Below are 25391 nucleotides of genomic sequence, written 5' to 3'. Positions count from 1 at the left end.
CGCGTCGTCACAGCGTGGGTCGGGGCACCACCCCGCCCGCCACCGCGCGCTGGCGAGGGGCTGCCGTGCCGGTCCAGCAGGTGCCGCGGCGGGCCAGGAGGCGGCGTAGCCAGACTTCGGTGGAGACCAGTTCGGCCAAGCCGTCCAGCGGCAGCCGTTCGCCCTCGGCCGCCGCGCGCAGCGCCTTGCGGACGACGCGGGCCTCGATGAGCCCGGCGTCGGCCAGCAGCGGGGCGTCGAAGAGGCTGACGAGGTCGCCGATCCAGGTGCGCAGTCCGGCCCGTACGGAGGCGGCGTGGGCGGCGTGCGAGGTGGCGCCCCAGCCGGTGGGGAGTTCGCGGATGCCCGCTCCGGCGAGGACCGTACGCAGGACGGAGGCGCGCGCTCCGGGCTGGACGCGCAGGGCTTCGGGGAGCGCGCGGCAGGCCCGTACGACCTGGTTGTCGAGGAAGGGGGCGTGCAGGCGCTGGCTGCGCACCTCCGCGGCCTGCTCGAAGACGCGGTGGTCGGCGGCGTAGCGGGCGAGGGCGGCGTCGGCGCGGCGTTCGCCGGGGCGGCGCAGGAGGACGGGGCGCAGCGCCGCCTCCTCCAGGCGGACGGACACCTCGGCGAGGGCTTCCCCGGTGAGCCAGCGGGCGGCGGGGCCGGGGCGGCACCAGGCCAGGGAGGCGAGGGAGGCGGAGACGGCTCCGGCGGCCACCCCCGCGCCGTCGTCGGTGAAGCGGCGCTCCAGCAGCCGCGCGGCGGCCTCCTGGACGCCGTCCCGGTAGGCGGTGCGGGCCAGTCGGCGGGCGGCACGGTAGACGGTGAAGGGGACGAAGAAGGAGTGGGCGTTGGGCCCGTCGGCCTTGGCGAGGGCGGTGGCCGGGCGCAGCAGATGGCGTCTGCGGCGGTCGAGCAGCAGGTCGGCGAGGCGGGCCGGGTGGGCGTCGAGCACCTGGCGGGCGCCGTGGCCGACGAAGTGGTCGGCGCTGCCCGCGGCGAGGCGGCGCCGGTGACGTTCGGCGATGACGAGGGAGGGGCCGGGTTCGTCGGTGAGGGCGCCGATGTCGAGGGCGGCGTACGGGAGGGCCTCTTCGCCTCCGGCGACGACCACGTGGTGCAGCCGGGGGTTGGCGGCGATGGCGCCCGCGCGTTCCAGTTCGGCCTCGCGGGTGCGGGCGCCGCCGGTGGTGGCGAGGTCGTTGAAGGTGACCGCGAGCAGGCGTTCACCGGCTTCGGTGCCGTGGCCGAGGAGGGTGCCTGGCATGCCGGGGAGTCCGGCGGCGAGCAGGGCGAGCGTGGCGGAGGCGCTGCCTCCGGACAGGTCGGCGCCGATGCCGGGGGCCGGGGCACCGCGGGCGGCCCGGCGTTCGGCGGGGCCCATGCCGGGGACCGGGCCGGGGTCGAGGCCCTCGGTGGCGGGGGCGTGGCGGGGTGCGGTGAGGCGGGCGCGTACGGCTTCCAGCAGGGCGTCCCGTACGCCTTCCACGGCCTTGTCCTGGTCGAGCGGTTGCGCGGCGACGGCGAGCGAGGCGGTGGGCTCGTAGCCCGTGATGTCGCGGGCGCCGTCGCGCAGGACGAGCGCGTGTCCGGGCGGCACCCGTCTGACGCCCATATAGGGCGTGCCGTCGCCGACGGCTTCCGGGGAGTCGGGGCAGGCGAGCAGCGCGCCGAGGTGGCTCACGTCGAGCTGGGCCTCGATGAGATCGGCGAGCGGGAGCGCGGCGGTGGCATACGCGGTACCGCCGGACCAGTCGGTGTGGAAGACGGGCCGGGCACCGGCCAGGTCACCGGCGATGGTGATGCGGCGGCCGACCTGGGCGACGGCGGTGTAGCTGCCGGACCAGGCCGTGAGGTGACGCAGGGCGCCGCCGCGGGCGGCGAACAGGCCCACCCGCAGTTCCTCGTCAGTGGCACCGCAGCAGCCGAAGACGGCGAGCCGGGTGAAGGGGTCGGCCTGGACGACGCGCACCTCGTCGGGGCGCCAGTCGCCGACCGCCCACAGCGGATCGGGGTCGGACCACAGGAGCTGGGCACCGACCGGCTGGATCGCACGGCCTTCCGGGGGGACCGGGCCGGATGCGGTACTGCTCCACCCCACCAACCACCGCATCGCCGCCTCCACAGGCTGTGGGCATCCAGGGCATCCAAGAAGTAGGTGCCATCATGCACAGCATGTTGACGGTTTCGACATCGAACCGGACAACTACGTGGATCTCTTGGATGTCCCTTGACCGCAGATGACCGCGGGAATCCCAGGAGTTGATCACACCGTGCGGCCCCCGCGGGCAGGCGTCCACAGGAAGCCCAGGAGGGAACCGTCACCGGTCACGACGCACCGTTCCGCCGTGGCCCATGCTGCCACGACTGGGGCGCACAACAGCGCAAGGACGCCGACGCGCGTACGAGGCGCGTGCACAAGACGTGTACGCGCAGACGCCGACGCGTATACGAGGAGGCGCCGACGCGTATACAAGGCAGCGCCGACCCGCGCGCGAGGCGACGCCAACGTGGGCGCAAGGAAAGGGGCTTCCCGCGCCGGGCCTCCCCCTCCCCGGCCCGCCGCGGGAGCCCGGCATCGACAGGCGATATCCGGCCAACTTCGCCATGGCGCGCTCGGTGGTCTTGCGGATGCCCCGCCATCCTCCGGACCGCCGCGCGCCGTTCGCCGCCGCTCGCCTCCACGCCTTCCCAACACGACAGTCCGGGAGGCGGCTTCCGCCTCCCGGACCGTTCCGCCACCCGCGGGGAATGAGGCGGCGGCGTCCCCCAGCCCACTGGATCCAGTACAGCGGGCCGACCCACGCAGGTCCTATCGAAACGTTCTCGCCGGGACTGAGACAGAGCGCACACACGGGCGCACAGCCACACACACCGGGAGCACGCGTCACGCCCCGCACGCCCGTTCGTACAAGAATCTCGCCATCCGGGACACCACCTCTTAACGGTCGGGATGCGGCGAACTACGCTGGGTTTACGAATGCCCCGCGCCTATGCCGGGGCGGCCGTCGGTGCTGTCGAGGGGTGCGCATGTCCAGGGAGCCACGCGGGCCGAACGAGAAGCTCGGCACCGTTCTTGCCCTCGCTGGGATCAGCAATGCCGGGCTCGCGCGCAGAGTCAACGACCTCGGCGCCCAGCGTGGCCTGACCCTTCGCTACGACAAGACGTCCGTAGCGCGTTGGGTGTCCAAGGGCATGGTGCCCCAAGGCGCCGCGCCCCATCTGATTGCGGCCGCTATCGGCAGCAAACTCGGCCGTCCCGTTCCGCTGCACGAGATCGGGCTCGCCGACGCCGATCCGGCTCCCGAGGTCGGGCTCGCCTTCCCGCGCGACATCGGCCAAGCCGTCCGCTCCGCGACCGAGTTGTACCGGCTTGATCTCGCGGGTCGGCGCGGCGGGGTCGGTATTTGGCAGAGCCTGGCCGGATCCTTCGCGGTCAGCGCGTACGCCACCCCCGCCTCCCGCTGGCTCATATCCCCGGCCGACAGCTCGGTGGCGCGCGGGCCCGAGGACGCCGAGGACGCCGAGGGCGCGGCGGGCGGCAGCGGCGCCGACGCCTTACCTCAGCGCGTCGGCCACAGCGACGTCACCAAGCTGCGCGAGGCCGCCGAGGACGCGCGCCGCTGGGACTCCAAGTACGGCGGCGGCGACTGGCGTTCCTCCATGGTCCCCGAATGCCTGCGGGTCGACGCGGCACCGCTGCTGCTCGGCTCGTACAGCGACGAGGTCGGCCGCTCCCTCTTCGGCGCCACCGCCGAACTGACCCGGCTGGCCGGGTGGATGGCCTTCGACACCGGCCAGCAGGAGGCCGCCCAGCGCTACTACATCCAGGCGCTGCGCCTCGCCCGCGCCGCCGCCGACGTCCCGCTCGGCGGCTACGTACTGGCGTCGATGAGCCTGCAGGCCACCTACCGCGGCTTCGCCGACGAGGGCGTGGACCTCGCCCAGGCCGCCCTGGAGCGCAACCGCGGCCTGGCCACCGCCCGCACCATGAGCTTCTTCCGGCTCGTCGAGGCGCGCGCCCAGGCCAAGTCCGGGGACGGCCCGGCCTGCGGGGCGGCGCTGAAGTCCGCCGAGGGCTGGCTGGAGCGGTCCCGGGCGGGCGACGCCGATCCGTCCTGGCTCGACTTCTACAGCCACGAGCGGTTCGCCGCCGACGCCGCCGAGTGCTACCGCGACCTGCGGCTGCCGCGCCAGGTGCGGCGCTTCACGGAGCAGGCGCTGGCCCGGCCCACGGAGGAGTTCGTACGGTCCCACGGGCTGCGGCTCGTCGTCTCCGCCGTGGCCGAACTGGAGTCCGGGAACCTGGACGCGGCGTGCGCGGCGGGCGCCCGGGCCGTGGAGGTCGCCAACCGCATCTCCTCCGCGCGCACCACGGAGTACGTGCGCGATCTGATGCACCGGCTGGAGGCGTACCGGGACGAGCCGCGGGTGGCCGAGCTGCGGGAGCGGGCCCGGCCGCTGCTGGTGACACCGGCGTGAGGGGTGGTGGCCCCGGCTTTCGCGGCCCGGTTCGCGATGTTTTGCACGGCGCTGTCCGTGGCTCCGTTCGTGGCCCTGCCGATGGCGTTGTTCGTGGCGCTGTTCGTGGCGTTGTTCATGGCGTTGTTCATGGCGTTGTTCATGGCCTCCGCGTGAGCGCCGGGGAAAGCTCGCGTGATCTTCGCGCACCCGTCCGGATCCCAAGCGCCGCACGGGTTTCGGGCCGCTGTCAGTGGCGCAGGTCATGATAGGGATCGACGGTCGGGCGACCGGAGGGTTGTGGCGCGTGGGGAGGTGCATGGCGTGACGGCGGTGGACTGCGACGTGCTGGTGATCGGGGGCGGGATCGTCGGCCTGTCGACTGCGTACGCGATCACGCGCGCCGCGCCCGGCACCCGCGTGACCGTGCTGGAGAAGGAGGCGGGCCCGGCCCGTCACCAGACCGGGCGGAACAGCGGAGTGATCCACAGCGGGATCTACTACCGGCCGGGATCGCTGAAGGCGCGGTTCGCGGTGCGCGGCGCGGCGGAGATGGTGAAGTTCTGTGCCGAGCACGGCATCGCCCATGAGGTCACGGGCAAGCTCATCGTCGCCACGGAGCGCTCCGAGCTGCCGCGGCTGCACGCCCTGGTCCAGCGCGGCCGGGAGAACGGGATCCCGGTTCGCGAGCTGGGCCCCGCCCAGATAGCGGAGTACGAACCGTGGGTGCGCGGGCTCGCCGCGATCCACGTCGGGACGACAGGCGTGTGCGACTTCGGGGCGGTGGCGGCGCAGCTGGCCCGGCTGGCGCGGGACGCGGGCGCGTCCGTGCGGTACGGGGCGGGGGTGACCCGCATCGGGCGGCGCCCGACGGCGGTCGCGGTCCGCACGGCCGACGGCACGGTGCTGCGGGCGCGGGCCCTGGTGAACTGCGCGGGGCTCCAGTGCGACCGTGTGGCGCGGCTGGCGGGCGACGACCCGGGCATGCGGATCGTGCCGTTCCGCGGTGAGTACTTCGAGCTGGCGCCGTCCCGCACCGCGCTGGTGAGCGGCCTGGTGTACCCGGTGCCCGACCCGGCGTTCCCCTTCCTCGGCGTCCATCTGACCCGCGGCATCGACGGCGGCGTGCACATCGGGCCCAACGCGGTGCCCGCGCTCGCCCGCGAGGGATACGCCTGGCACACCGTGCGCCCGCGCGAGCTGGCCGGGACGCTGGCGTACCCCGGGGCCTGGCGGATAGCCCGCCGCCACTGGCGGTACGGTGCGGGCGAGCTGCGCCGCTCCCTGTCCAAGCGCGCCTTCACCGACGCCGTCCGCCGACTGCTGCCGGATGTGACGCCCGAGGACCTGATACCCGCCCCGGCCGGAGTGCGCGCCCAGGCGGTGCTGCCGGACGGCACGCTCGTGGACGACTTCCTGATCTCTCAGTCACCCCGCGTGGTCCACGTCCTCAACGCCCCCTCCCCCGCCGCCACCGCCTCCCTCCCCATCGGCCGCGAGGTGGCGCGGCGGGTGCTGGAGACGCTGTGAGCAGCCTCACGACGGCCGCCGGCCGGTAGGGGGCGGGTCGCCCTGCGGGCGGTCGTTGGCGCGGTGGTCGTTGGCGCGGTGGTCGTTGGCGGGCGCCGGGTCGGGCACCACCCGCCCGCGGGCGCCGTGGGGTCCCGGGCGGGCTCGCCGATCACGGGCACCCGTCCGTCCGGCGACGGCCCCGCCCCCCCCTGCCCCATGGGTCCCGGGTGGGCCCGCCGGTGGGCTCGCCCCCGCCCGTAGAATCGGAAGCACTGTGTCCGAGAACTCCCCCGCCCCCGATGCCCACGCGGAGCGCCACCGCACCGTGCCCGCCCCCGCCCGCGACCGTGGCGAGCCCCTGTTCCCCGGCGGGCCTGCCGCCGATCCGGCCGGGTCGCACCATGAGCGCCGCATCCGTTCCTTCCGCCCCCGCCGCGGCCGGGTGACCGTAGGCCAGGGCGAGGCGCTGCGCCGCCTGTGGCCGCAGTGGGGGCTGGACATCGACGGGCTCCGCCGCCTCGACCTCGGCGAACTCTTCGGCGACCCGGACCTCCCCGTCGTCCTGGAGATCGGCTTCGGCATGGGGGAGGCCACCGCGCAGATGGCCGCCGCCGACCCCGGCACCGGCATCCTCGGCGTCGACGTGCACACCCCCGGCCAGGGCAATCTGCTCGCCCTCGCGGAGCGCGACGGGCTGTCCAACGTCCGGGTGGCCAACGGCGACGCGATCATCCTGCTGCGCGAGATGCTGGCGCCCGCCGCCCTCTCCGGGCTGCGCGTCTACTTCCCGGACCCCTGGCCCAAGAAGCGGCACCACAAGCGCCGACTGCTCCAGCCCGAGTTCGTCGAGCTGGCGGCAACCCGGCTGCGCCCCGGCGCGCTGCTGCACTGCGCGACCGACTGGGAGCCGTACGCGGAGCAGATGCTGGAGGTCCTGACCGCCAGCCCGTCATTCGACAACACCCAGCCCGACGGCGGCTACAGCCCGCGCCCGGACTTCCGCCCGCTCACCAAGTTCGAGGGCCAGGGGCTGGACAAGGGGCATATCGTCCACGACCTGATCTTCCGTCGCAACGAGGCATAGCGCCCCTGCGCGGATGGGGACAATCCCTCCGTCCGCCGCTTCCCCGTTCGTTAGGGTCGGTCGAGTGCATCAGTCCCCGTCCCCCCACCAGCCGCCCGATCCACCGGTCACGCCGTACGACCAGCAGCCGTGGTTCGACGGCACGGCCACTCCGGGAGGCTGGCCGCACGCGCCGCAGCCGGGGCATCCAGGGCACCCGCCGGGATACCCGGGATACCCGGCACACGCAGGGCACCCGGCGCACGCAGGACATCCTGGGCACCCGGGGGCGTGGGGCAGAACCAGCCGCCTCAGCCGCCTCTGGGACAACAAGGCCCTGCGCGCCACCGCGCTCATCGGACTGCTGTCGCTCTCCGGCCTCGTCATCCTGGCCCTCGTACGCGAACAGACCGGCACCAAGGGCTTCCTGGTGGGGCTCGGCCTCGCCGTGCTGCCCGTGCCGCTGATCGTCTCCGTCTTCCGCTGGCTGGACCGCGTCGATCCCAAACCCTGGCGGAACCTGGTCTTCGCCTTCGCCTGGGGCGCGTGTGCCGCGACGCTCGTCGCGCTCATCGCGAACGGCTTCGCGACCGAATGGCTCATGACCACGGTCGCCGACTCCTCGTCCCCGGGCGGCCGGGCCGACGCCGACACCTGGGGGGCCACCTTCATCGCGCCGTTCGTGGAGGAGAGCGCCAAGGCGGCCGCCGTGCTGCTCCTCTTCGTGTTCCGACGACGCGACTTCAACGGGATCGTGGACGGCGTCGTCGTCGCCGGAATCACCGCCACCGGATTCGCCTTCACCGAGAACATCCTCTACCTCGGCTCGGCGTTCGTCAGCGACCAGGAGTTCGGCTACTCGGGCATCCGGTCCACCACCGCCGCGACGTTCTTCATCCGCGGCGTGATGTCCCCCTTCGCGCACCCCCTGTTCACCTCCATGACCGGCGTCGGCTTCGGCCTGGCCGCCGCGGCCGCCCAGCACCAGCGCACCCGCCGCGTCCTGCTGCCGATCGCGGCGCTGATGGCCGCGATGGTCCTGCACGGCCTCTGGAACGGCTCGTCCACCCTCGGCGGCTACGGCTTCATCATCGTCTACGCCGCGTTCATGGTCCCCGTCTTCGGGCTGCTGACCTGGCTCACCATCTGGTCCCGCAACAACGAGCTGCGGATCGTACGCGAGCAGCTCACCGCCTACCAGGCGGCCGGGTGGCTCACCCCGCCCGAGCCGATCGCGCTGTCCTCGATGCGCGCCCGCGGCATAGCCCGCGACCTCGCCCGCCGCGGCCAGGGCTCGGCGGCGGCCCGTACGGTCGGCGAGTACATCGCCTCCGCGACCTCCCTCGCCTTCCTGCGCCGCCGCGCGTACCGGGGCACGGCGGGCCCGGACTTCACCACCCGCGAGCGGGAACTCCTCGACGCCCTGTGGGAGCGCCGCGAAACCGCCCAGCCGGCCCTGGCCCATGCGGCCCTCTCCCTCCCCCTCCCCAAACCCCCGGCCCCACCCCAGGGCCCGATCCCCCCGCCGTACTGGCCCACGCCCCCCTACGGCGGCTACGGCTACGGCGCCCCCGGGTACGGCTCCCCCGCCCAGGGCTACGGCTACGGCGGCCCCCAGCCGCCCCAAGCCCAACAGACCCCGCACCCGACGTACGCCTTCCAACCGTCGTACGCCCCGCAACTCCCGTCGGCGCCTCACCCGGCTGCCGTCCCGTACGGCTCCACGGCCCCGCAAGGACACTCGTGACCTCCCCGTCTCGCGGGCATGCTCGGTGGCACAGGGGTGCCGTGGGCCCCGGCAGGAGGATCGTTCCTGCTAGTCGACCATTCCCCACGCCACGGCAGTAGCCGACCCTGCCCATCCATCTACGGTCTTCCACACAGAAGCGATGCCCTGCTCTTCGAGGTAGGGGGCGTACGCCTTGATGTCCTCGGTGAAGAGCCCGAGGAGGTACGGCTTGGACTGCCCCTGCTGCTCGTACAGGAAGTAGCTGTACTCAGAAAGCTGCCCAAGAGCTTCGCGGACGGCCTTGGTGGGATTCCCTCGCTTGATGGTCTTGGCCTCAACGAGCCACTCCGCATCGTGCTGTATCAACACGAGGTCCTTGGGGTGCATCTTCTCGGTGACCGGTACGAAGCCACGCTTCTCGATGTACCGCCCGAACTTGTCGACAAGCAGCTCATGGTCACGAGTGATCGTGATCGTCCGCTCAGGGATGTGCGCTACGTAATCACTCCCGTCCTTGGGACGGAAGCCATCCAGTCCCTCGGGCTTGGCTTGTGAATCCGCGTCGGAGCCCGCCGCCTGCAGCTCGTCTGTCGTCTCCAGGTTCCGGAGCGACGTTTCGACAAGCGCAGCTCGTTGGAGAACTTCTGCCATGTGCCAGAGATCTTCACGCAAGCTGTTCTCAGACGGCATAGAGGCCGTCTCGTAGCACCTCGCTGCCACACTGCCTGCTTCGTACGATCGGGCCCCAGCTACCTTGCTCTTGAAGTCCGGCCGGGCGTCCCAGCCCTTCAAGAGGTACTCCGGCAGTCCGTCGGCAAGGAGCCGAGCCCTGCTGCTCAGGTAGGCACGACGCTTCGCTCCTCGCCCCAGCTTCTGCTCCAGCGACGTGACGCCCTGCTGGAGCGTCAGCGTCACGGTGCTGAGGTCAGCCGCAAAGATATACGCGAGATAGAGCCCCTGCTTCGGATCGTCCGTGACATCGGGATCCATCACACCGATCCACGGAGTCGCCGTCGCTCCGCCCTTGCCTCCGTGCCCCTGGGCCGTATAGCCAACCGGCAGACCCTCGATCTCCACACCCTTCACGCTCTTCAACAGATCCTGGCCCGGTACGCCCTTCTTCGTCTGGGCCGTCGCGTCGTAGGTGTCGGCCACAGCGAGGAGCAGATCGCGAATATCCATGCTCAAAACTATGCATGGATGCTCCGACAGTGACATCAGATGGTCGCATTCAATCAGAAATCATCCTGAAACACCCAGGGGCCCTGGCTGATCCAGCGCTGATCTGTCGGAGCTCGCTGGTAGAACAAATGCAGCGACCGGCAATGAGGGGATGCTGCTGTGGGGGATGCCTTGGAGGGTCAAGTTTCGCCGGTGCCTGGCCTGTACGAGCGGCTCATCACGTCTCGTGTTGAAGAGCAACTCAAGGTGCTGGATGCCAGGGGCTGGAAGACCATCGAGCAGAAGGTCGGCGAGTTTTCTTCGCCTCACGTCCTCGCCCGCCATGTCGCCGATACGGTGCGACAGATCTTCGCCAGCCTGCCCCCTCATGAGCAGGTCATCGCGGCCAACCACATCCTTGAGTCGATCAGCACCCTCGACGGTGCCAAGCAGTGGATTGACCTCATCGCGGACGGGCCTCGGCAACTGATCGCCGTCGCCGAGCAGGAAGCGCCGGGCGTCTACTCCGTGCGACCTGCCACACCGCTGTCCGAGACGGCGCTCATCACCAACTCCCCCGAGGACCCGAACCTGGGCTTCGAGCTGCGGGCCGAGTTAGCTACCGCAGACCGTGTCGACCTGCTCTGTGCATTCGTGAAGTGGCACGGCCTGCGCGTCCTGGAGGAGTCGCTCAAGGCGGTGCGGGATCGTGGGGTGCCGATCCGGGTCATCACGACCACCTACATCGGGGCCACTGAGCGTCGTGCCCTGGATCGGCTCGTCAGGGAGTTCCACGCCGAGGTCAAGGTCAACTACGAGTTGCGGTCCACGCGGCTCCATGCGAAGGCGTGGCTGTTTCGGCGGAACAGCGGCTATGACACCGCGTACGTGGGGAGCTCGAACCTCTCCAGGACCGCGCTGCTCGACGGCTTGGAGTGGAACGTCCGCCTCTCATCGGTAGCGACGCCGCCGGTGTTGAAGAAGTTCGAGGCCACCTTTGACTCGTACTGGAGCGAGCCCTCCTTCGAGACCTACGACCCCGACAGCGACGCCGCCCGACTCGAAGAAGCGCTCACCCTGGCCAGCGGAAAGCAACGGACCGGCACCCGCGCCATTAGCCTGTCCGGCCTCGAAGTGCGGCCCTACCCTCATCAGCAAGACATGCTCGAACGGCTCCACATCGAGCGGGAAATCCACGGCCGACACCGGAACCTCCTTGTCGCCGCCACGGGCACCGGCAAGACCGTCATGGCCGCGCTCGACTACAAAGCGCTGAGGAAAAAGCACCCGGGGCGTGCGCTCAACCTCCTCTTCGTCGCCCACCGCCAAGAGATCCTGAAGCAGTCGCTACGCGTCTATCAAGAAGTGCTTGACGATGCGAACTTCGGCGAGCTCCTCGTCGGAGGGGATGTGCCGCAAGACTGGACGCACGTCTTTGCGAGCGTCCAGTCCCTCAACGCTCGGTCCCTGGAAAAGCTCGCTTCGGACCACTTCGATGTGGTCGTCATCGACGAATTTCACCATGGGGTCTCGCCGACCTACCGACGTATCATCGACCACTTCGCACCGATGGAGCTTCTGGGTCTGACGGCCACGCCAGAGCGGCTGGACGGCCGGAACGTCCAGGATGAGTTCTTCGACGGCCATATCGCCGCCGAGATGCGCCTGTGGGAGGCGTTGGAGAATGAACTACTCAGCCCCTTCCACTACTTCGGTGTAGCTGACAACACCGATCTCGAAGGGCTCACCTGGAAGCAGGGCTCGTACGACACAGGCGAGCTGGGCCAGCTCTACACCGGAAACCACGCGCGAGCTCGCCTCATCGTGAAGGCCGTGCAGGAAAAGGTGACGGAACCGGGCGCCATGCGGGCGCTGGGCTTCTGTGTCACCGTTGCGCACGCTCGCTTCATGGCCGACTTCTTCCGCCAGGCTGGCATCAGCGCCAAGGCGCTCGATGGATCCACTCCCACAGCGGAACGTGCCCAGGCGCTGAATGACCTACGCAGCGGCAAGGTGCAGGTCCTCTTCTCCGTCGACCTCTTCAACGAAGGGCTCGACATCCCGGACGTGGACACCCTTCTCCTGCTGCGCCCGACCTCCAGCGCCACGGTGTTTCTGCAGCAGTTGGGGCGGGGCCTTCGACGCACACCGGACAAGGCAGTGCTTACCGTCCTCGATTTCATCGGACAGCACCGCAAAGAGTTTCGCTTCGAGGAGCAGTTCCGTGCACTGACAAGCTTTACCCGCAACCGGCTCACGGAGCACATCGAGCGCGACTTCCCGCAGTTGCCCTCGGGATGCGAAATCATCCTCGACCGTAAGTCCAAACAACGGATCCTGGACAACATCAAGAGCCAGATCAACGTCAACGTGCGGCAGCTGACGCAAGAGGTGGCGGCGTACGCCGAACCACGGCTCGATGCCTATCTCCGCGAGAGTCGTCGCGAGCTCAAAGAGCTGTATCGCAGCAACAACTCATGGACACGTCTCCTGAGGCGAGCCCGCCTTCTTCCCGAGGAGCACCCCGAGGGCGAAGAAGCACTCCTCAAGCGGGTTTCGGCATTCCTTCATGTCGACGACCCACAGCGCGTCGATGCCTACCGGCGGATGCTTGCCGATGACGCCCCGGGGTACGACTCGCTCGATGCATCAGCCCAGGCGTACGCACGGATGCTCTTCTTCTCCTTGTGGCCGCTGGGCGGGGGATTCGCCAGCTACGCCGAGGGGTTCGCATCGTTGGACCAGCAGAGCGCCTTCCGCAGCGAGCTGAGCCAAGTACTGGCGTACAACCTGGAGCACACCAGCCACTACCCGATCCCACTCTTGGGCGAGCATGGCGGGGTCCCGCTGGCCGTCCACGCCTCCTACAGCCGCGAAGAAATCCTGCCCGCCCTCGGCCAGGCCGATGTGGGCGGCTTCATGCCGGGAAACTTCCGCGAGGGCGTGAAGTGGTGCGAAGGGCTGAAGACCGACGCGCTCTTGATCACGCTGGAGAAGGACGATAAGGACTTCTCCCCGCAGACCCGGTACAAGGACTATGCGATGAGCCCAGACCGCTTCCACTGGGAATCGCAGAACCAGACATCGGATTCCTCGCCCACAGGCCAGCGCTATCAGCAACACCAGGAGCGCGGCACCCATGTGTTGCTGTTCGTGCGGCGCTACAAGAAGACCGACATCGGCGGGCCGCAGCCGTGGATGTTGCTCGGCCCTGCCGACTACCAATCCCATGAGGGCAGCAAGCCCATGGGCATCGTCTGGCGGCTCCAACACAAACTGCCTGCCGACGTCTGGACGTATTCGGCCATCGCAGCAGGGTAGCGGCTCAGCCGACCGCGCCGAGCTCCGATTCGAAGTGCATTTGGGCTCGGTCCAAGGCCGTGTCGGGGTCCTGCCCATGGGCGCGGAACCAATGGAGTACGTCGGCGATCAACGTAATCGCCGCCTCCTCCGCCACCGCATGACTCAACGGTGACGTGGGGCTTGTCCGAAGGTGGGGCTGGCCGTAAAGGGTGAGTAGAGCCTCGGCGCGATGCACCTGAGGTCGATCAACGTGGGTGTCGTTTCGCCTGAGCTCGGTTGCGATCTCACACCAGGTGGTCTTGCCTCGCTCGGTCGGGATCACTCCCCAACGGTCGGTCACGGCGGCGATCAGTGCCAGCCCTCGCCCCGACTCGGCCGTGGCGGTCGCGCTCAACAGCATGGGCAACGCGCGGCAGTCCGGGTCGCTGACTGCAATGCGCAGGAACGTGCCGTTCATGTCGACACTCATGGTCGTCGGAGTCCCGAGACCGACGTGGGTGATGACGTTGGCGACGAGCTCGGTAACGCAGATCTGTGCCGCCTCCACCACGTCAGGTAGGCCCCAGACCGTGAGGTGTGTACGCATGATGCGTCTCAGCGCGGCCACTTCGCCTGGTTCCGCCAGGAAGGGAAGGTCCCACGCCTTCCTCTGCATGCACTGCTCGACAACCACGTGCTTCAACCCCTTGCCGGTGCACCACACCAGATGATCACTGCTCGCAATCACCCTGTGCCTCTTGGTTACTTCGTGTGAGAGCATGGCATCGCATATCTCGACATGCAATGTGCATATGGAGATTCGCCCGATTGAGTGACTGACGCATCCCCAAACGCAGACAAGACTGAACGAACGTCACTAGACAAGGAGTTCACGGTGCCCGGATCACCCACCGCACGACGTCGTCGCTTGGCAATCGAGCTCAAAAAGCTTCGTGAGGAGCACCAGCTCACCTGTGGGCAGGTAGGCAAGGAGCTGGACTGGAGCGGTTCGAAGGTCAACCGCTTGGAGACTGGCCAGGGTCGCGTACAGCCATCGGACGTCGATGCACTCTGCCGCTTCTACGGAACGTCTGACGAGCTGCGCGAACTCCTCAAGGAGATGGCCAAGCAGTCCAAGATGCGCGGGTGGTGGCATGCGTATGGCAGCGCAGTGCCCTCGTGGTTCTCGGTCTACGTCGGGCTGGAGCAAGCAGCCTCGGGGCTACGGACCTACGAGTGTGAATGTGTTCCCGGCCTACTGCAGACGGCCGACTACGCGCGCGAACTCCGTTACGCCACGTCCCCCTCAAGCCCGGAGGACGTCGAGCGGGTGATCGGCGTACGGATGGAGCGGCAGGCCCTGCTGACGAGTGCGACGCCTCCCGACCTGTGGGTGATCATCCACGAGACCGTCCTGCGGCACACCATCGGCAGCCCCAAAGTGATGCGTGAGCAACTCGAACACATCCTGGAAGTCGCCCTGCTGAAGAACGTCACAATCCAGGTGCTGCCATTCGATGCCGGGAGCTACCCTGCCCTGGGGGCGTTCAGCATTTTGAAGTTCCCCGAGCAGGAGGACCTCGACGTCGTCTATCGCGACGGTCTGACGGACGCCGTGTACCTGGAGCATCCCGAAGACATCGCTCAATATACGAAGGCGTTTGACAACCTACGTGCGTTGTCCTTGAGTCCTCAGCGATCCAGCAACCTCATCCGGCATGCGATGCGAGGACTGACAGATGACTGACATAACACCGTTCGTGTGGCACAAGAGCAGCTACAGCAATGGGGCCGGGGGCAACTGCGTGGAGACAGCGAAGCTGCCGGACCGCCAGACCGCCGTGCGGGACTCGAAGGAGCCGGGGCGGGGGGTGCTCGGGTTCTCGGCGGGGGCCTGGGGCGACTTCGTCGCGGCCGTGCGGGGCGGGGAACTGGGCTGAGGGCCGGGGGAGCACGCGGCCGCGCGCCCGGCGGGCCGGAGGGCCCAGCGGGCGCGCGTGGCGCGGGGGGGGCGGGTTACGGGTGGTACTTCTCCTCGACCGACTCGGCACCGCCGGACTTGCGGTCCATGGCGACGCGGACGGTCACGTGGCTTTTCTTCGCGGCCTTCTCCAGCTCCTCCACGGTGCACTCCTTGGTGCCGTAGCCGTCGTCGCCGATACTCGGGCTGCCACTGTCGTCGACGCAGATCGCGGCCGCGCCGAGGATCTTCGTGGCGTTGGAGACCAGGAACGCCTGCTCCGTGCCGCCGTCCTCGGGCGTGACGGTCAGCTTGCCGGGCGCGAGGTACTTCAGCGTGCCGACGATCAGCTTCTTGTTGCCCGCGTTGGCGACGCCGCCGCCTTCGGAGGGAGCCTCGCTGCCGGTGCCACCGGAGCCGTCCTTGTTCTGCGAGCCCGAGGCGTCCTGCGAGGCGGACGCGGCCGGGGAGCTCGAGGAGCCCGCCGCGTCGTCTTCGGGCCCGCAGGCCGTGGCCCCCAGGCTCAGCGCTGCCGCGGCGACGATGGTGAGGGCGATGCGGCGGCCGGCGCGGCCGCGGAAGCGGGTGGTGGCGGTGTTCATCGTGCTTCTCCCGTTGGTCTGTGCTCTCGTACCGTCCCGGACGACAATCGCGTGCCGTTCCCGGACGACAACCACTCTCGATCATCGAGTTGGCGTTCCACTAACGGACAACTAATGAAGAGCTGCAGGCGGGAGAGGGCGAGCCACGGCGACGACGCGCCGGTACGGCGGCGCGTCGCCGGGACCGGGGTCAAGCCGAGACGGACGTCAGGAGGTCCAGTTCGGGCTGGGTGAGCCGGAGGTCGGCCGAGGCCAGCAGGGCGGGGAGCTGGGCGGGGATGCGGGCGCTGGCGACGGGGGCGACGACGGTCGGCTGGGCGGCGAGCCAGGCCAGGGCGACCGTGGCGTGGTCGGCGTCGTGGTTGGCGGCCACGTCGTCCAGAGCGGCGAGGACCTTCTGGCCGCGCTCGGTCTCCAGGTGCTGGGCGGCGCCCGTGGAGCGGGCGCTGTCGACCGTGGTGCCCGGGCGGTACTTGCCGGTGAGGAAGCCGGAGGCGAGGGCGTAGTACGGGAGGGTCGCCAGCCCGTGGCGGGCGGCGACGTCGGCCAGTTCGCCTTCGAAGGTGTCGCGCGAGACCAGGTTGTAGTGGGGCTGGAGGGCGACGTAGCGGGCCAGGTTCTCCTTGTCGGAGAACGCGAGCGAGGCTTCGAGGCGCTCGGCGGAGATGTTGGAGGCGGCTATCTCGCGGATCTTGCCCGCCTTCACCAGCTCGTCCAGCGTGGAGATGATCTCCTCGACCGGCACGGACGTGTCGTCGAAGTGGGTGTAGTAGAGGTCGATGTAATCGGTGCCCAGGCGCTGGAGCGATTCGTCGAGGCCGGTCTTGATGGCGGACGAGGAGAGCCCGCGGGGCTCCGGGGACCCGGCGCCGACCTTGGTGGCGAGGACGATGTCGTCGCGGTTGCCGCGGGAGGCGAACCACTTGCCGAGGACGGTCTCGGACTCGCCGCCCTGGTTGCCGGGGGCCCAGGCGGAGTAGACGTCGGCGGTGTCGACGAAGTTGCCGCCCGCCGCCACGTACGCGTCGAGCACCTCGAAGGACTCGGCCTCGTCGGCCGTCCAGCCGAAGACATTGCCGCCCAGGGAGAGCGGGAAAACGGAAAGCTTGCCAATGGTCTTGCGAGTCTCAGTCACGCGTTCCCACAACGCGCTGACCGGAGGCGCTTATTCCGTCATGCGGCGGCGGACAGCGAACCGGCGGCCCTGGCGTCAAGGGGGGAGAGAGCGCCAGAGCCGCCGGAGCGAGGGGCCGCCGGTACGACGGCCGGATCAGGGGGTCACGGGTTCAGCCCGTGGTCGCGCAGCCAGGACAGCGGGGCGATCGGGGAGCCGCCGCCCGGCCGGACCTCCAGGTGGAGGTGGGGGCCGGTGACGTTGCCGGTGGCGCCGACGCGGCCGATGGTCTCGCCCGAGGACACCTTGCCCGAGGTGACGACCATGGACGACAGATGGCAGTACCAGATCTCGGTGCCGTCATCGAGCTTGAGCACGATGCGGTAGCCGTACGACCCGGCCCAGCCCGCCTGGGTGATGGTGCCGCCGCTCACCGCCTTGACCGGGGTGCCGGTCGGGGCGGCGAAGTCCTGGCCGGTGTGGTCGGCGGACCACATGTCTCCGGCCTGGCCGAAGCCCGCGGTCAGGGTGTACGAGGCGACGGGCAGCGTGAATCCGGCGGACCCGGTGGAGGTCTTGGCGGGGGTGTCGGCGGCCTTGGCGGCGGCCGCGGCCTTCGCCTCCTGCTTCGCCTTCGCCTCGGCGGCCTTCTTCTTGGCGGCGGCCTCGGCCTTCTTCTGCTCCACCAGGTCGCGCGCCTTGGCGGCGGCCTTGGCCGCGTCGTCGGCGGCGGCCTTGGCGGCGGCCCGTGCCTCGGCCTCGCGCCGGTCGTCGTCCGCCGCGGTCTGCTGGCTCTCGGCCTGCCGCAGGATGCGGGTGCGCAGCGCCTCGCCGGAGTCGGTGCCGCCGGTGGTGAGGGTGGCGGCGGTGGACTGGGCGGAGCCCTGGTCGTCCGCCATCAGGGAGCCGATGCCGGGCAGGTCCTTGGCGGCGGGCAGCTGGGCCTTGACCTCGTCGGCGACGTGGGCGAGGTCCGGCATGGAGATCGGGACCGACGGCCGGTCCTTGGCGCTGGCCATGCCGCCCGCGCCGACCGCCGCGATGACGCCGACGCCGAGGACGGCGCTGCTGCGGGCCATGGTCCCGCCGCGCTGTTTGACGACGCGGTGCCTGCCGCGCAGCGGAGCGATGGACTCCTCGGTCGGGTTCCACTCGTCCCAGACCGCTTCTTTGGCGGCGTACGAGGCGGAGGACTCATCCGGTCCCCCTTCGGCTCCGAGTCCGACAGCGGGCCGGGCGCCGGCACCGGCGTCGAAGCCGACTCCGTACGCGGTCGCGGTGCCGATGCCGGTACCCGATGAGCGGTACGGGGCTTCGTCCAGTACGGACCTGTTGGACGCCACCGGGGCGCACTCCTTTCCTTCCCTCTCGCCTACCGGGTTAGCTGACGGGTTCGGAGCAGGAAGGTCTCCTACGGGTCAGGTTCGACCCGATTCACCCCAAGGTGGTGGTTCCCCGGTTCCCTCGGTGCCGCGGCTGGTGCTGGCGTAATGCGTGATGCGTCATGCGTGGTGCTGAGGGTGGTGCTGCCGCTGGACGTACGGGATTCGGCGACGGCGCACGGTGCCGCCTCTGCGACGGCTACGTCGACCGCGCTGCGTTATCGAACGTTAATAGAGAGCGCGACATGATTCCAAGCTCTTCTGAAGAATCCGCGCAGCTTTGGCATGAACTTAGTAAGCAACGGGGGACAGATGGGGGCGTTTCACCCCGTCAGGCAAGGGTTGGCAAAAACCTCCGACAAGCTGATCGTGCATCAATCGTTATGCGCACGCGTCACGGTCGGCTACGGTCCGTGTCCGGAGCGGGGGCCGTGGTTCCGTTCGATCCGGACGGGCGCCGGACCGCGAGGAGTGCCATGTCGTCCGAGGTCTCCCGGCCCGCGTGCAGCGCGACGTCCTCCACCAGCGCGTCGAGCAGTCCGCCCGGTCCGGTGAAGCGGCGGCCGCGCAGCCGCTCCTCCGGGACGTAGAACGTGCCGTGCCGGTCACGGGCCTCGGTCACCCCGTCCGTGAACAGCAGCAGCGTCGCGTCCTCGGGGAACCGCAGCTCCGTCACCCGGTCGGGCCACCCGCCCAGTTCGCCCATCCCCAGCGGCAGCGCGGCCGCCTCCGGCTCCAGCGGCAGCACCTCGCCGTCGCCGGGCAGCAGCAGCGGCGGAGGGTGGCCGCGGTTGATGAGGCGGAGGGTGGAGTCGCCGCGCGGGATCTCGCCGAGCACGGCGGTGGTGAACCCCTCGAACGCCTCCAGCTCGGCCCGCCGGGCGCCCTCACGCCGCAGCGCCCGCTCCAGCCGCCCCGCGAGCCCCTCCAGCGTCGCCTCCTGCTCGGCCGCCTCCCGGAAGGCGCCGATGAGGACCGCGACGACCTCCACGGCCTGCAGCCCCTTCCCGCGGACGTCCCCGACGATCAGCCGTACGCCGTGCGGGGTGTCCTGCACCGCGTACAGGTCGCCGCCGATCGCCGCGTACCGCTCGGCCGCCACATAGCGCGCCGCGACGTCCAGCCCGGCGATACGGGCGGGCGGTACGGGCAGCACGGCCCGCTGCGCCGCCTCCGCGATACCGCGCGCCGAGGCCAGCCGCCGGTCGCTGCGGCGGACGACCCGGTTGATCACGAGCGCGAGCAGGGCGACGGTGGCCACCGTGGCGATCTCGGTCGCGGCCTGGGTCGGGTCCCGTACGCCGTGCAGCTCGGCCAGCAGGCATACGGCGAGAAGGGCGAGGACCGTGGTGACGATGGTCTGCCGCAGCGGGAAGAGGGAGGCGGCGACCAGCGGGGCCGCGGCGAAGAAGGGGGAGGCGGTGTACGGGGCCGGGGCTGCGAGGTCGAAGGCGACGCCGCCGAGCAGAAGGGCGGCGGGGGTCCAGCGGGCCGCCCAGCCCCCCGACGACGCCTGAACGGCCTCCTCGGCCGTGACGAGTCCGGCGCCCGGGCCCGGGGCGGCCGCACCGGAGGCATCGGGGGCGGCGGGCGTACGGGCGCCCGTACGAGCTCTGCTCCCTCGCACCCGCACCACCGGCTTCTCCCGCTTCCCCTGAATCCGCGACCTCGTCCGTGCCCCCGTCCGTGACCTCGTCATCAGGCTTCCGGGTGCCGGGGCGCGGTGCGAGCCGGTGGCGGCCATGTGGGTGCGTCAGGAGTGCTTCAGGGGACCGCGCCCGGATGCCGAGCGGCCCCGGATGGCAGGCATCCGGGGCCGCGGGGCGAGCCATGGCATTCGCCGGGCTCGGTCAGCCGAGGCCGTGGCCGTCGGCGTGGGGCTCATCGCTTACGGGTTACCGGCCGCGATGTTGGTGCAGTTGCTGCCGACGGTGATCCCACCCGTGGGCGCGGTGCCGGAGATAGCTGCGATGGCGCCGGTGGCCGTGTCGCAGTCGTTGCTCTGGACAGCGGCGGTGCCGTTGGTGAAGTTGAGGCAGTTGCTGGCGACGGAGATGTCGCCCGTGGCGGCGGCCACGGCGGTGTCGACGATGGGGCCGGCGGCCGTGTCGCACGAGTTGGTCTGGATCGTCCCGAAGGGGTCGAAGCCCCCGCCACCGTGGGCGGATGCCCCGGCCGCACTTCCCAGGACCAGGGCTCCGGCCGCTACGGCCAGGACAGCTACCTTCTTTCCGATGTTCACTTGCATTCCTCCAGAAGAACCGAATCCGCGGAAAACCACACGGCCCGATTCAACGAAAAGAATTCCGCGACACCGGGGAGGCGCGCACACAGTTCACCCGGTAGGCCCACCATCGGATTTTCGGAGGTCGGCTTTTCAGAGGTCGACGCCGAGGGCACGGGCATGGCGGTCGGCCGCCAGCTCCGCCGAGACCTCGTCGAGGTACACCTCGCACACCAGCCGCCCGTCCCGGGTCAGATTGTGCTCCAGCTCCCACAGCACGATCTCGTCCCCGCCCGCGAGCAGGAAGGCGTGCTCGTAGAAGCGGCACCAAGTGGCGTCGGGGCCCCCGGGGCGGCGGCGCGGCTTGGGGGCGAGGGCGATGTCATGGGCGAACGCGGTCGCCAGCAGCCGCTCGGTCTCCCCGCCCGGCCGGTCGGGGTTCTCCGCGCGGCGCAGGACGCGGCGGGCGTGGTCGGCCGAGTCGTCCGCCACGTACGCACGCTGGACCGCGGGCGGCTCGGCGGCCTCCAGCATCTGCTCCGGCAGCCACAGCGGTAACCCGTCCAGCTCCTCCCAGCGGGCACCGCCGATGCAGCGGTGGACGCGGCGCTCGGCGAGCGCCAGGGCGCCCTCGTCCGCGTAGAGCTCGAACAGCGGGCGGTCGTCCGGGCCGGTGTTGTGCTCCAGCTCCCACAGCAGCATGCTGCTGCCGTCGGGCAGCAGGAAGACATGTCGGTACGTGGTGTAGCCGCGCGGTCCTGACGGCTCGTTGCACTGTCGGCAGGAACGCAGCTCGGACTGGTGCATCAGGGCATCCCGCGCCCGAGTCAGCACCGTCTCGCCGATCTCGAAGCCGTTCTGCGCACGGGCCAGCAGCCCGTCCATCAGCTCTGCGGGCGTCCCGCCTGCTCCTGAGTGCCCCATGTCTCTCCTCCCACCCCCGGGCGACTGCCTCGCACACTCAGCGTAGCGGCGTGAACACACGCCGCGCGTGCCGTTCGGCGAAGCAGCCGGTGGACTTGTGCCTCACTCACTCCTGCGTCACAACGCCAGGATGTATCACTCGTTCGACCCGCCGAACAAGCCGGAGGACGGCACTCCGGTAAGCCTCCGGCGGCTCCCCGGGCGCCCCGCGCCCCCTCGGCCATGGGCCATCCGTATCCGCGAGGGCACCGGATCGGCAGCTCCACCCGAATGCCGGATTCAGACTTCCTATTAAGGGGATAGGAATATGCGCGGGCTGAAGAGAGACACGCTATGCCGGATGGGTGAAGCTGGCCTGTGGCCCGAAGCCTTAACTGATGAGCTTCGTTGTGTCATGCGTCCGTGAATCCGCGGAGCAACCCAGACGGAGGAATTTAGTGAACATCGGCAAGAAGGCAATTCTCCTGACCGCGGCCGCCGGCGCACTGGTCATCAGCGGTGCGGGGGGCGCCATGGCCCACAACGGTAACGATGGCTTCGTCGCCCAGTTCAACAAGTGCGACACCGCCACCGGTGCCATCGCCTCGGTCGGCGGAGTTGCCCCCACCGGCGACATCAACGTCGGCGCCGACTGCATCAACTTCACCAACAGCGATGCGGTCATCCAGTCCAACGAGTGCGACACCGCCACCGGCATCATCGCCCCGGTCGGCGCGGCCGCCCCGACCGGCGACATCAACGTCGGCGCCAACTGCACCAACATCGCGGTCGACGACGCACCGTTCCGTTACTGAGTCGCTGACCATCTCGTGGTGATCCCGCGCCGGGACCACCACGAGGCATTCCCCCCGTTGGGAAACGCGGCCCTGGAAGCTCCTTCCAGGGCCGCTGCCACGTAGTGGGTTTTCAGCAACCCATTGCACGCACTTGGAGGCTCTTTATGCATATGCGCAAGAGGACAGCGCTTCTGGTGGCGACTATGGGTGCGCTGCTCGTCGGCGGCTCGGGCGGAGCCGACGCCGCCGACAACACCCACGGTCGCGCGACCGCCCTCGGTGGCGGATCCACCCAGAGCAATCGCTGTGACACGAGTACCGTGATCGGGCCCGTGAATGTCGCGGTCGGCACGACCGAGATCACCAACGAGACCAACTGCGTCAACAGCTCCCCGTCCGGGGTGACCGAGCAGAAGAACCGCTGCCGGACGCATTCGGTGATCGGTCCCGTGACGGTCGCCCTCACTCCCGGTTCGGAGATCACCAACCGGACCAACTGCGTCAACGTCAGTGAGTCCGGTGGCGTGGCGAAGCAGAGCAACGACTGCAAGACGACGTCCGTCCTCGGTCCTATCACCGTGGGCCCCGGCGCCGAGGTGACCAACGAGACCCGCTGCACCAACGTCGCCGGCAGCGGCGACGGGGACGGAGCAAGCGAAAAGCGTGCGAGCCAGGCGAGCCGCGGCAACCGTTAAGACCTGCCCCGCCACGGGCGGGCCCCCGGGAATATTCCACCCCGGGGGCCCGCCCTTTTCTTTTGGGCCAGGATATTTTTCGACTACCGCCCCGGCATATAAATGCCATCGGACTTTATTCTCCGGCCGAATATACCTTTACTATGGCGGATGGGTGACGCTCTGGGATATCCCGGTTCCTCTCCCCCCGGGCCTCGTTGATGAGGGTGTCTGCGGATCATTCGCGGAAGACCCTGATATGGAGGCACCAGCAACATGCAGATCAGCAAGAAGGTAGCTCTCATGGCCGCGGCGGCCGCGGGCACGATGGTGGTTGGCGGCGCAGCAGGCAGCGCGAGTGCCCAGGGACTGTTCCCGCTCTCCGGCGGCGGCAGCCAGTCGAACCACTGCGACACCGCTACCGGCCTCATCGCCTCGGTGGGCGCGGCCGCCCCGACCGGTGACATCAACATCGGGAGCGACTGCCTCAACTTCAGCAACAGCAGCGCGGTGCACCAGTCCAACGAGTGCGACACCGCCAGCGGCGTCGTCACCCCGATCGGCGGCGTCGCCCCGACCGGTGACCTCAACGTGGGCGCCGACTGCACCAACATCGCGGTGAGCAGCACCCCGGTGGTCGTGCACCAGGACCCGCCGAAGCACCAGAAGGCCAAGAAGCACGTCAAGGCGAAGAAGCACGTCAAGGCGAAGGCCAAGGCCAAGCCGAAGGCGAAGAGCCACAAGCACTGACGCACCGGCCGCATGGCCGAAGCGCGCGGCGCCCCCGGAAGCGATGGCTCCGGGGGCGCCGCGCGCATGTCGCGGGCCGGCGTACGGGCGTTTTCCTTATCCCGTGCAGCCCAGCAGGGCCGGTGTGCAGTTGTTCGGGTTGTTCCCGGTCACATTTGTCGCGAACAGAAATACCGAACCGCCGTCGCTGAAGATTCCGCCGCCTTGGCCGCCATTGGCCGTATTACCGGTGACGTTGCTACCGATGAATTCCGTGGTCCCTGCATGATTGAAGAGTCCGCCGCCATTCAGGGTGGCGATGTTTCCGGACACCGTGGTGGACTGCACCTTCAGCGCGCTGCCGAAGTTCGCGATACCGGCACCGTCGCTGCCCGCCCGGTTCCCGATAATACGTCCGCCATTGAAGGTCATATTCCCGGTGGACGTCCAGATTCCGCCGCCCTCGAAACTATTTGCGCGGTTGGTATCGAGTGTCACGGCGCTCAGGAGGGTATCCCCGAAGTTCGCGACGGCGCCGCCCGTGCTCTGGGCGGTGTTGTCCGTGAACGTGGTGCTGCTGACGGTCAGCGAGGCCCCCGTACCGACGTGGACGCCGCCGCCGTCGTTGGCGGTGTTGCCCGAGATGGTGCTCGTGGAGACCGTGCCCGTGGCGCCCTGGGCGATCTGGATGCCGCCGCCGATACCGCTCGCGGTGTTCGCGGTGACCGCGCTCTGGCTCAGCGTCAGGGCGCCCGCGTCCAGGATGCCGCCCCCGTCCACCGCCCGGCCGCCCGAGAGGGTCACCCCGCTGACGGTGAGGTGTCCGCCGGGAGCGACCTCCGCGATGCGGAAGTCCGGTGCCGAGGCGCTGCGGACGATGGTCGCTCCGGTCCCGGAGATGGTCACGTTCCCGTTGATGATCGGGAGCCCGTCGGGACCGTTGGCACCCGTAGCCGCCACCGAGGTGAGGGTGTACACGCACCCCGTGGCGAGGGCGACGGTTCCGCCCGAGGCCGCTTGGCCCACCGCGGTGACCAGTGCCGCCGAGTCCCCGCAGGGCACGGTGGCCTGGGGGGAGTCACCACCGCCCGCCCTGGTTCCCCCTTCCTCGGCCGACGCCGGAGCGGAAGCGCCCCACGCCAAGAGCGCCAGCACCATGACGGGGAGGGTTCCGCGGATGGTAGTCACGAGTCGCACGAGGGTCTCCTTACGCGTTTTCCTGGGGGAGCTTCCTGGGGAAGCGGCAGGCTTCAGCCTGTGTGGCCAGGAGGCGTTCGGCATCCGCTCGGGCGCCGCCCGTGTGACCGCCGATCGGCGGCGCACCCGGCACACCCGGTGCACCAGGCCCCCGGAAAACGACGAAACCGCAGGTCAGCGATGCTGCCTGCGGTTTCTTCAGTGGGTCATCAGGGGCTCGAACCCTGAACCAATGGATTAAAAGTCCACTGCTCTGCCAATTGAGCTAATGACCCGCGCCCCCGCAGCATAGCCCGGCCACGGGGTCCGCCCCGAGACAATATCTCCTCGGGTCGAAAGGCCGTGCAACCGCGGGGGGTTGCACGGCCCTCAGCGGCGTCGGTCAGCCGTTGCGCTTCCAGCGCGGCTTGTCGGCGCGGCGGTCGTGGGCGCGGCCGCCGCCGGTGCTGCCGCCACGGTGGTCGTCACGGCGCGCCGGACGGTCGTCGCGACGGTCGCGGTTGAAGGGGCGGTCGCCGCCGCGGTGGTTGTGCTCACGGCGCTCGAAGGAGCGGCCACCGGACGGACGGTCGTCGCGGCGGTCGCGGTTGAAGCCACCGCGGTCGTCACGGCGCTCGAC

The 25391-nt window shown here is 69.8% G+C and carries 21 protein-coding genes, 1 tRNA gene, 1 pseudogene and 1 riboswitch; of the genes and pseudogenes, 11 read left to right on the top strand and 12 right to left on the bottom strand.

All coding sequences use genetic code 11. From position 1 onward, the window contains the following. Window positions 1-7 precede the first annotated feature (7 nt). Window positions 8-2095, bottom strand: a complete 2088-nt coding sequence (locus ACZ59A_RS40840; protein ID WP_470969819.1) for an asparagine synthase-related protein — start codon at window positions 2093-2095, stop codon at window positions 8-10. 917 nt (window positions 2096-3012) lie between these two features. Between ACZ59A_RS40840 and ACZ59A_RS40835 the strand changes: the two genes are divergently transcribed. From ACZ59A_RS40835 to ACZ59A_RS40815, 5 genes are all read left to right on the top strand, one after another. Next, a complete protein-coding gene (locus ACZ59A_RS40835) occupies window positions 3013-4464 on the top strand; it encodes an MFS transporter (protein ID WP_470969817.1) in 1452 nt (483 codons plus the stop codon). A 6-nt stretch (window positions 4465-4470) separates the two neighbouring features. Next, entirely contained in the window at window positions 4471-4620 is a 150-nt protein-coding gene (locus ACZ59A_RS40830; RefSeq protein ID WP_470969814.1) for a hypothetical protein, read from the top strand. Window positions 4621-4767: 147 nt separating this feature from the next. Continuing rightward, on the top strand, window positions 4768-5973 hold the full coding sequence (gene lhgO, locus ACZ59A_RS40825; RefSeq protein ID WP_470969812.1) for an L-2-hydroxyglutarate oxidase: 1206 nt from the start codon (window positions 4768-4770) through the stop codon (window positions 5971-5973). A 307-nt stretch (window positions 5974-6280) separates the two neighbouring features. Then, window positions 6281-7039 carry a tRNA (guanosine(46)-N7)-methyltransferase TrmB gene (trmB, locus tag ACZ59A_RS40820; protein WP_470969851.1) on the top strand — a complete coding sequence of 253 codons (759 nt, stop codon included), beginning with the start codon at window positions 6281-6283 and terminating at the stop codon, window positions 7037-7039. 64 nt (window positions 7040-7103) lie between these two features. Further along, the gene (locus ACZ59A_RS40815; RefSeq protein ID WP_470969809.1) at window positions 7104-8765 is read left to right on the top strand and encodes a PrsW family intramembrane metalloprotease; all 1662 of its coding nucleotides are present in this window, start codon (window positions 7104-7106) and stop codon (window positions 8763-8765) included. A gap of 69 nt (window positions 8766-8834) precedes the next feature. On the opposite strand, the gene ACZ59A_RS40810 is transcribed toward ACZ59A_RS40815, so the two are convergent. Beyond that, window positions 8835-9929: an MrcB family domain-containing protein gene (locus ACZ59A_RS40810; protein WP_470969807.1), complete on the bottom strand. Its 1095-nt coding sequence runs from the start codon at window positions 9927-9929 to the stop codon at window positions 8835-8837. A 159-nt stretch (window positions 9930-10088) separates the two neighbouring features. Here ACZ59A_RS40810 and ACZ59A_RS40805 point away from each other — a divergent pair, with 159 nt between their 5' ends. Continuing rightward, window positions 10089-13229 (top strand): DEAD/DEAH box helicase, encoded by a 3141-nt coding sequence (locus ACZ59A_RS40805; protein ID WP_470969804.1) that lies wholly within the window; start codon window positions 10089-10091, stop codon window positions 13227-13229. A gap of 4 nt (window positions 13230-13233) precedes the next feature. On the opposite strand, the gene ACZ59A_RS40800 is transcribed toward ACZ59A_RS40805, so the two are convergent. Continuing rightward, window positions 13234-13866 (bottom strand): ATP-binding protein, encoded by a 633-nt coding sequence (locus tag ACZ59A_RS40800; protein ID WP_470969849.1) that lies wholly within the window; start codon window positions 13864-13866, stop codon window positions 13234-13236. 219 nt (window positions 13867-14085) lie between these two features. On the opposite strand from ACZ59A_RS40800, the gene ACZ59A_RS40795 reads away from it, so the two are divergent. Next, window positions 14086-14937 carry a helix-turn-helix domain-containing protein gene (locus ACZ59A_RS40795; protein WP_470969801.1) on the top strand — a complete coding sequence of 284 codons (852 nt, stop codon included), beginning with the start codon at window positions 14086-14088 and terminating at the stop codon, window positions 14935-14937. Then, complete coding sequence (locus ACZ59A_RS40790) at window positions 14930-15130, top strand: DUF397 domain-containing protein (protein ID WP_470969799.1); 201 nt, start codon at window positions 14930-14932, stop codon at window positions 15128-15130. The genes ACZ59A_RS40795 and ACZ59A_RS40790 overlap by 8 nt, the downstream gene beginning before the upstream one ends. 76 nt (window positions 15131-15206) lie before the next feature. Here the strand turns inward: ACZ59A_RS40790 and ACZ59A_RS40785 are convergent, their stop codons facing one another. The 6 genes from ACZ59A_RS40785 to ACZ59A_RS40760 all read right to left on the bottom strand — a co-directional run bounded on the left by ACZ59A_RS40785 (window position 15207) and on the right by ACZ59A_RS40760 (window position 21396). Further along, window positions 15207-15752, bottom strand: coding sequence for a hypothetical protein (locus tag ACZ59A_RS40785; RefSeq protein ID WP_470969796.1), 546 nt, complete (start codon window positions 15750-15752; stop codon window positions 15207-15209). A gap of 190 nt (window positions 15753-15942) precedes the next feature. Continuing rightward, window positions 15943-16887 (bottom strand): aldo/keto reductase, encoded by a 945-nt coding sequence (locus ACZ59A_RS40780; RefSeq protein WP_470969794.1) that lies wholly within the window; start codon window positions 16885-16887, stop codon window positions 15943-15945. 143 nt (window positions 16888-17030) lie between these two features. Next, a complete protein-coding gene (locus ACZ59A_RS40775; RefSeq protein ID WP_470969791.1) occupies window positions 17031-18209 on the bottom strand; it encodes a M23 family metallopeptidase in 1179 nt (392 codons plus the stop codon). 11 nt (window positions 18210-18220) lie between these two features. Next, window positions 18221-18364: riboswitch (cyclic di-AMP (ydaO/yuaA leader) on the bottom strand. Between the two features lie 278 nt (window positions 18365-18642). Continuing rightward, window positions 18643-19875, bottom strand: coding sequence for a PP2C family protein-serine/threonine phosphatase (locus ACZ59A_RS40770; protein WP_470969788.1), 1233 nt, complete (start codon window positions 19873-19875; stop codon window positions 18643-18645). Window positions 19876-20136: 261 nt separating this feature from the next. Further along, entirely contained in the window at window positions 20137-20490 is a 354-nt protein-coding gene (locus ACZ59A_RS40765) for a hypothetical protein (RefSeq protein ID WP_470969785.1), read from the bottom strand. A 135-nt stretch (window positions 20491-20625) separates the two neighbouring features. Further along, on the bottom strand, window positions 20626-21396 hold the full coding sequence (locus ACZ59A_RS40760; protein ID WP_470969783.1) for a DUF6227 family protein: 771 nt from the start codon (window positions 21394-21396) through the stop codon (window positions 20626-20628). Window positions 21397-21833: 437 nt separating this feature from the next. Here ACZ59A_RS40760 and ACZ59A_RS40755 point away from each other — a divergent pair, with 437 nt between their 5' ends. From ACZ59A_RS40755 to ACZ59A_RS40745, 3 genes are all read left to right on the top strand, one after another. After that, complete coding sequence (locus ACZ59A_RS40755; protein WP_470969780.1) at window positions 21834-22190, top strand: hypothetical protein; 357 nt, start codon at window positions 21834-21836, stop codon at window positions 22188-22190. A 185-nt stretch (window positions 22191-22375) separates the two neighbouring features. Then, window positions 22376-22867, top strand: a complete 492-nt coding sequence (locus ACZ59A_RS40750) for a hypothetical protein (RefSeq protein WP_470969848.1) — start codon at window positions 22376-22378, stop codon at window positions 22865-22867. Window positions 22868-23122: 255 nt separating this feature from the next. Beyond that, window positions 23123-23596 (top strand): hypothetical protein, encoded by a 474-nt coding sequence (locus tag ACZ59A_RS40745; RefSeq protein WP_470969777.1) that lies wholly within the window; start codon window positions 23123-23125, stop codon window positions 23594-23596. A gap of 96 nt (window positions 23597-23692) precedes the next feature. Here the strand turns inward: ACZ59A_RS40745 and ACZ59A_RS40740 are convergent, their stop codons facing one another. The 3 genes and pseudogenes from ACZ59A_RS40740 to ACZ59A_RS40730 all read right to left on the bottom strand — a co-directional run. Continuing rightward, window positions 23693-24772, bottom strand: a complete 1080-nt coding sequence (locus ACZ59A_RS40740) for a right-handed parallel beta-helix repeat-containing protein (protein WP_470969774.1) — start codon at window positions 24770-24772, stop codon at window positions 23693-23695. A gap of 202 nt (window positions 24773-24974) precedes the next feature. Continuing rightward, window positions 24975-25047 (bottom strand) — tRNA-Lys (locus tag ACZ59A_RS40735). Between the two features lie 107 nt (window positions 25048-25154). Beyond that, window positions 25155-25391, bottom strand: a pseudogene (locus tag ACZ59A_RS40730) (DEAD/DEAH box helicase); the annotation flags it as partial.

The organism is Streptomyces sp. NPDC040405 (assembly GCF_055595765.1).
Note: the sequence above shows the minus strand (reverse complement) of the source record. Positions and strands in the feature narration are given on the sequence as shown.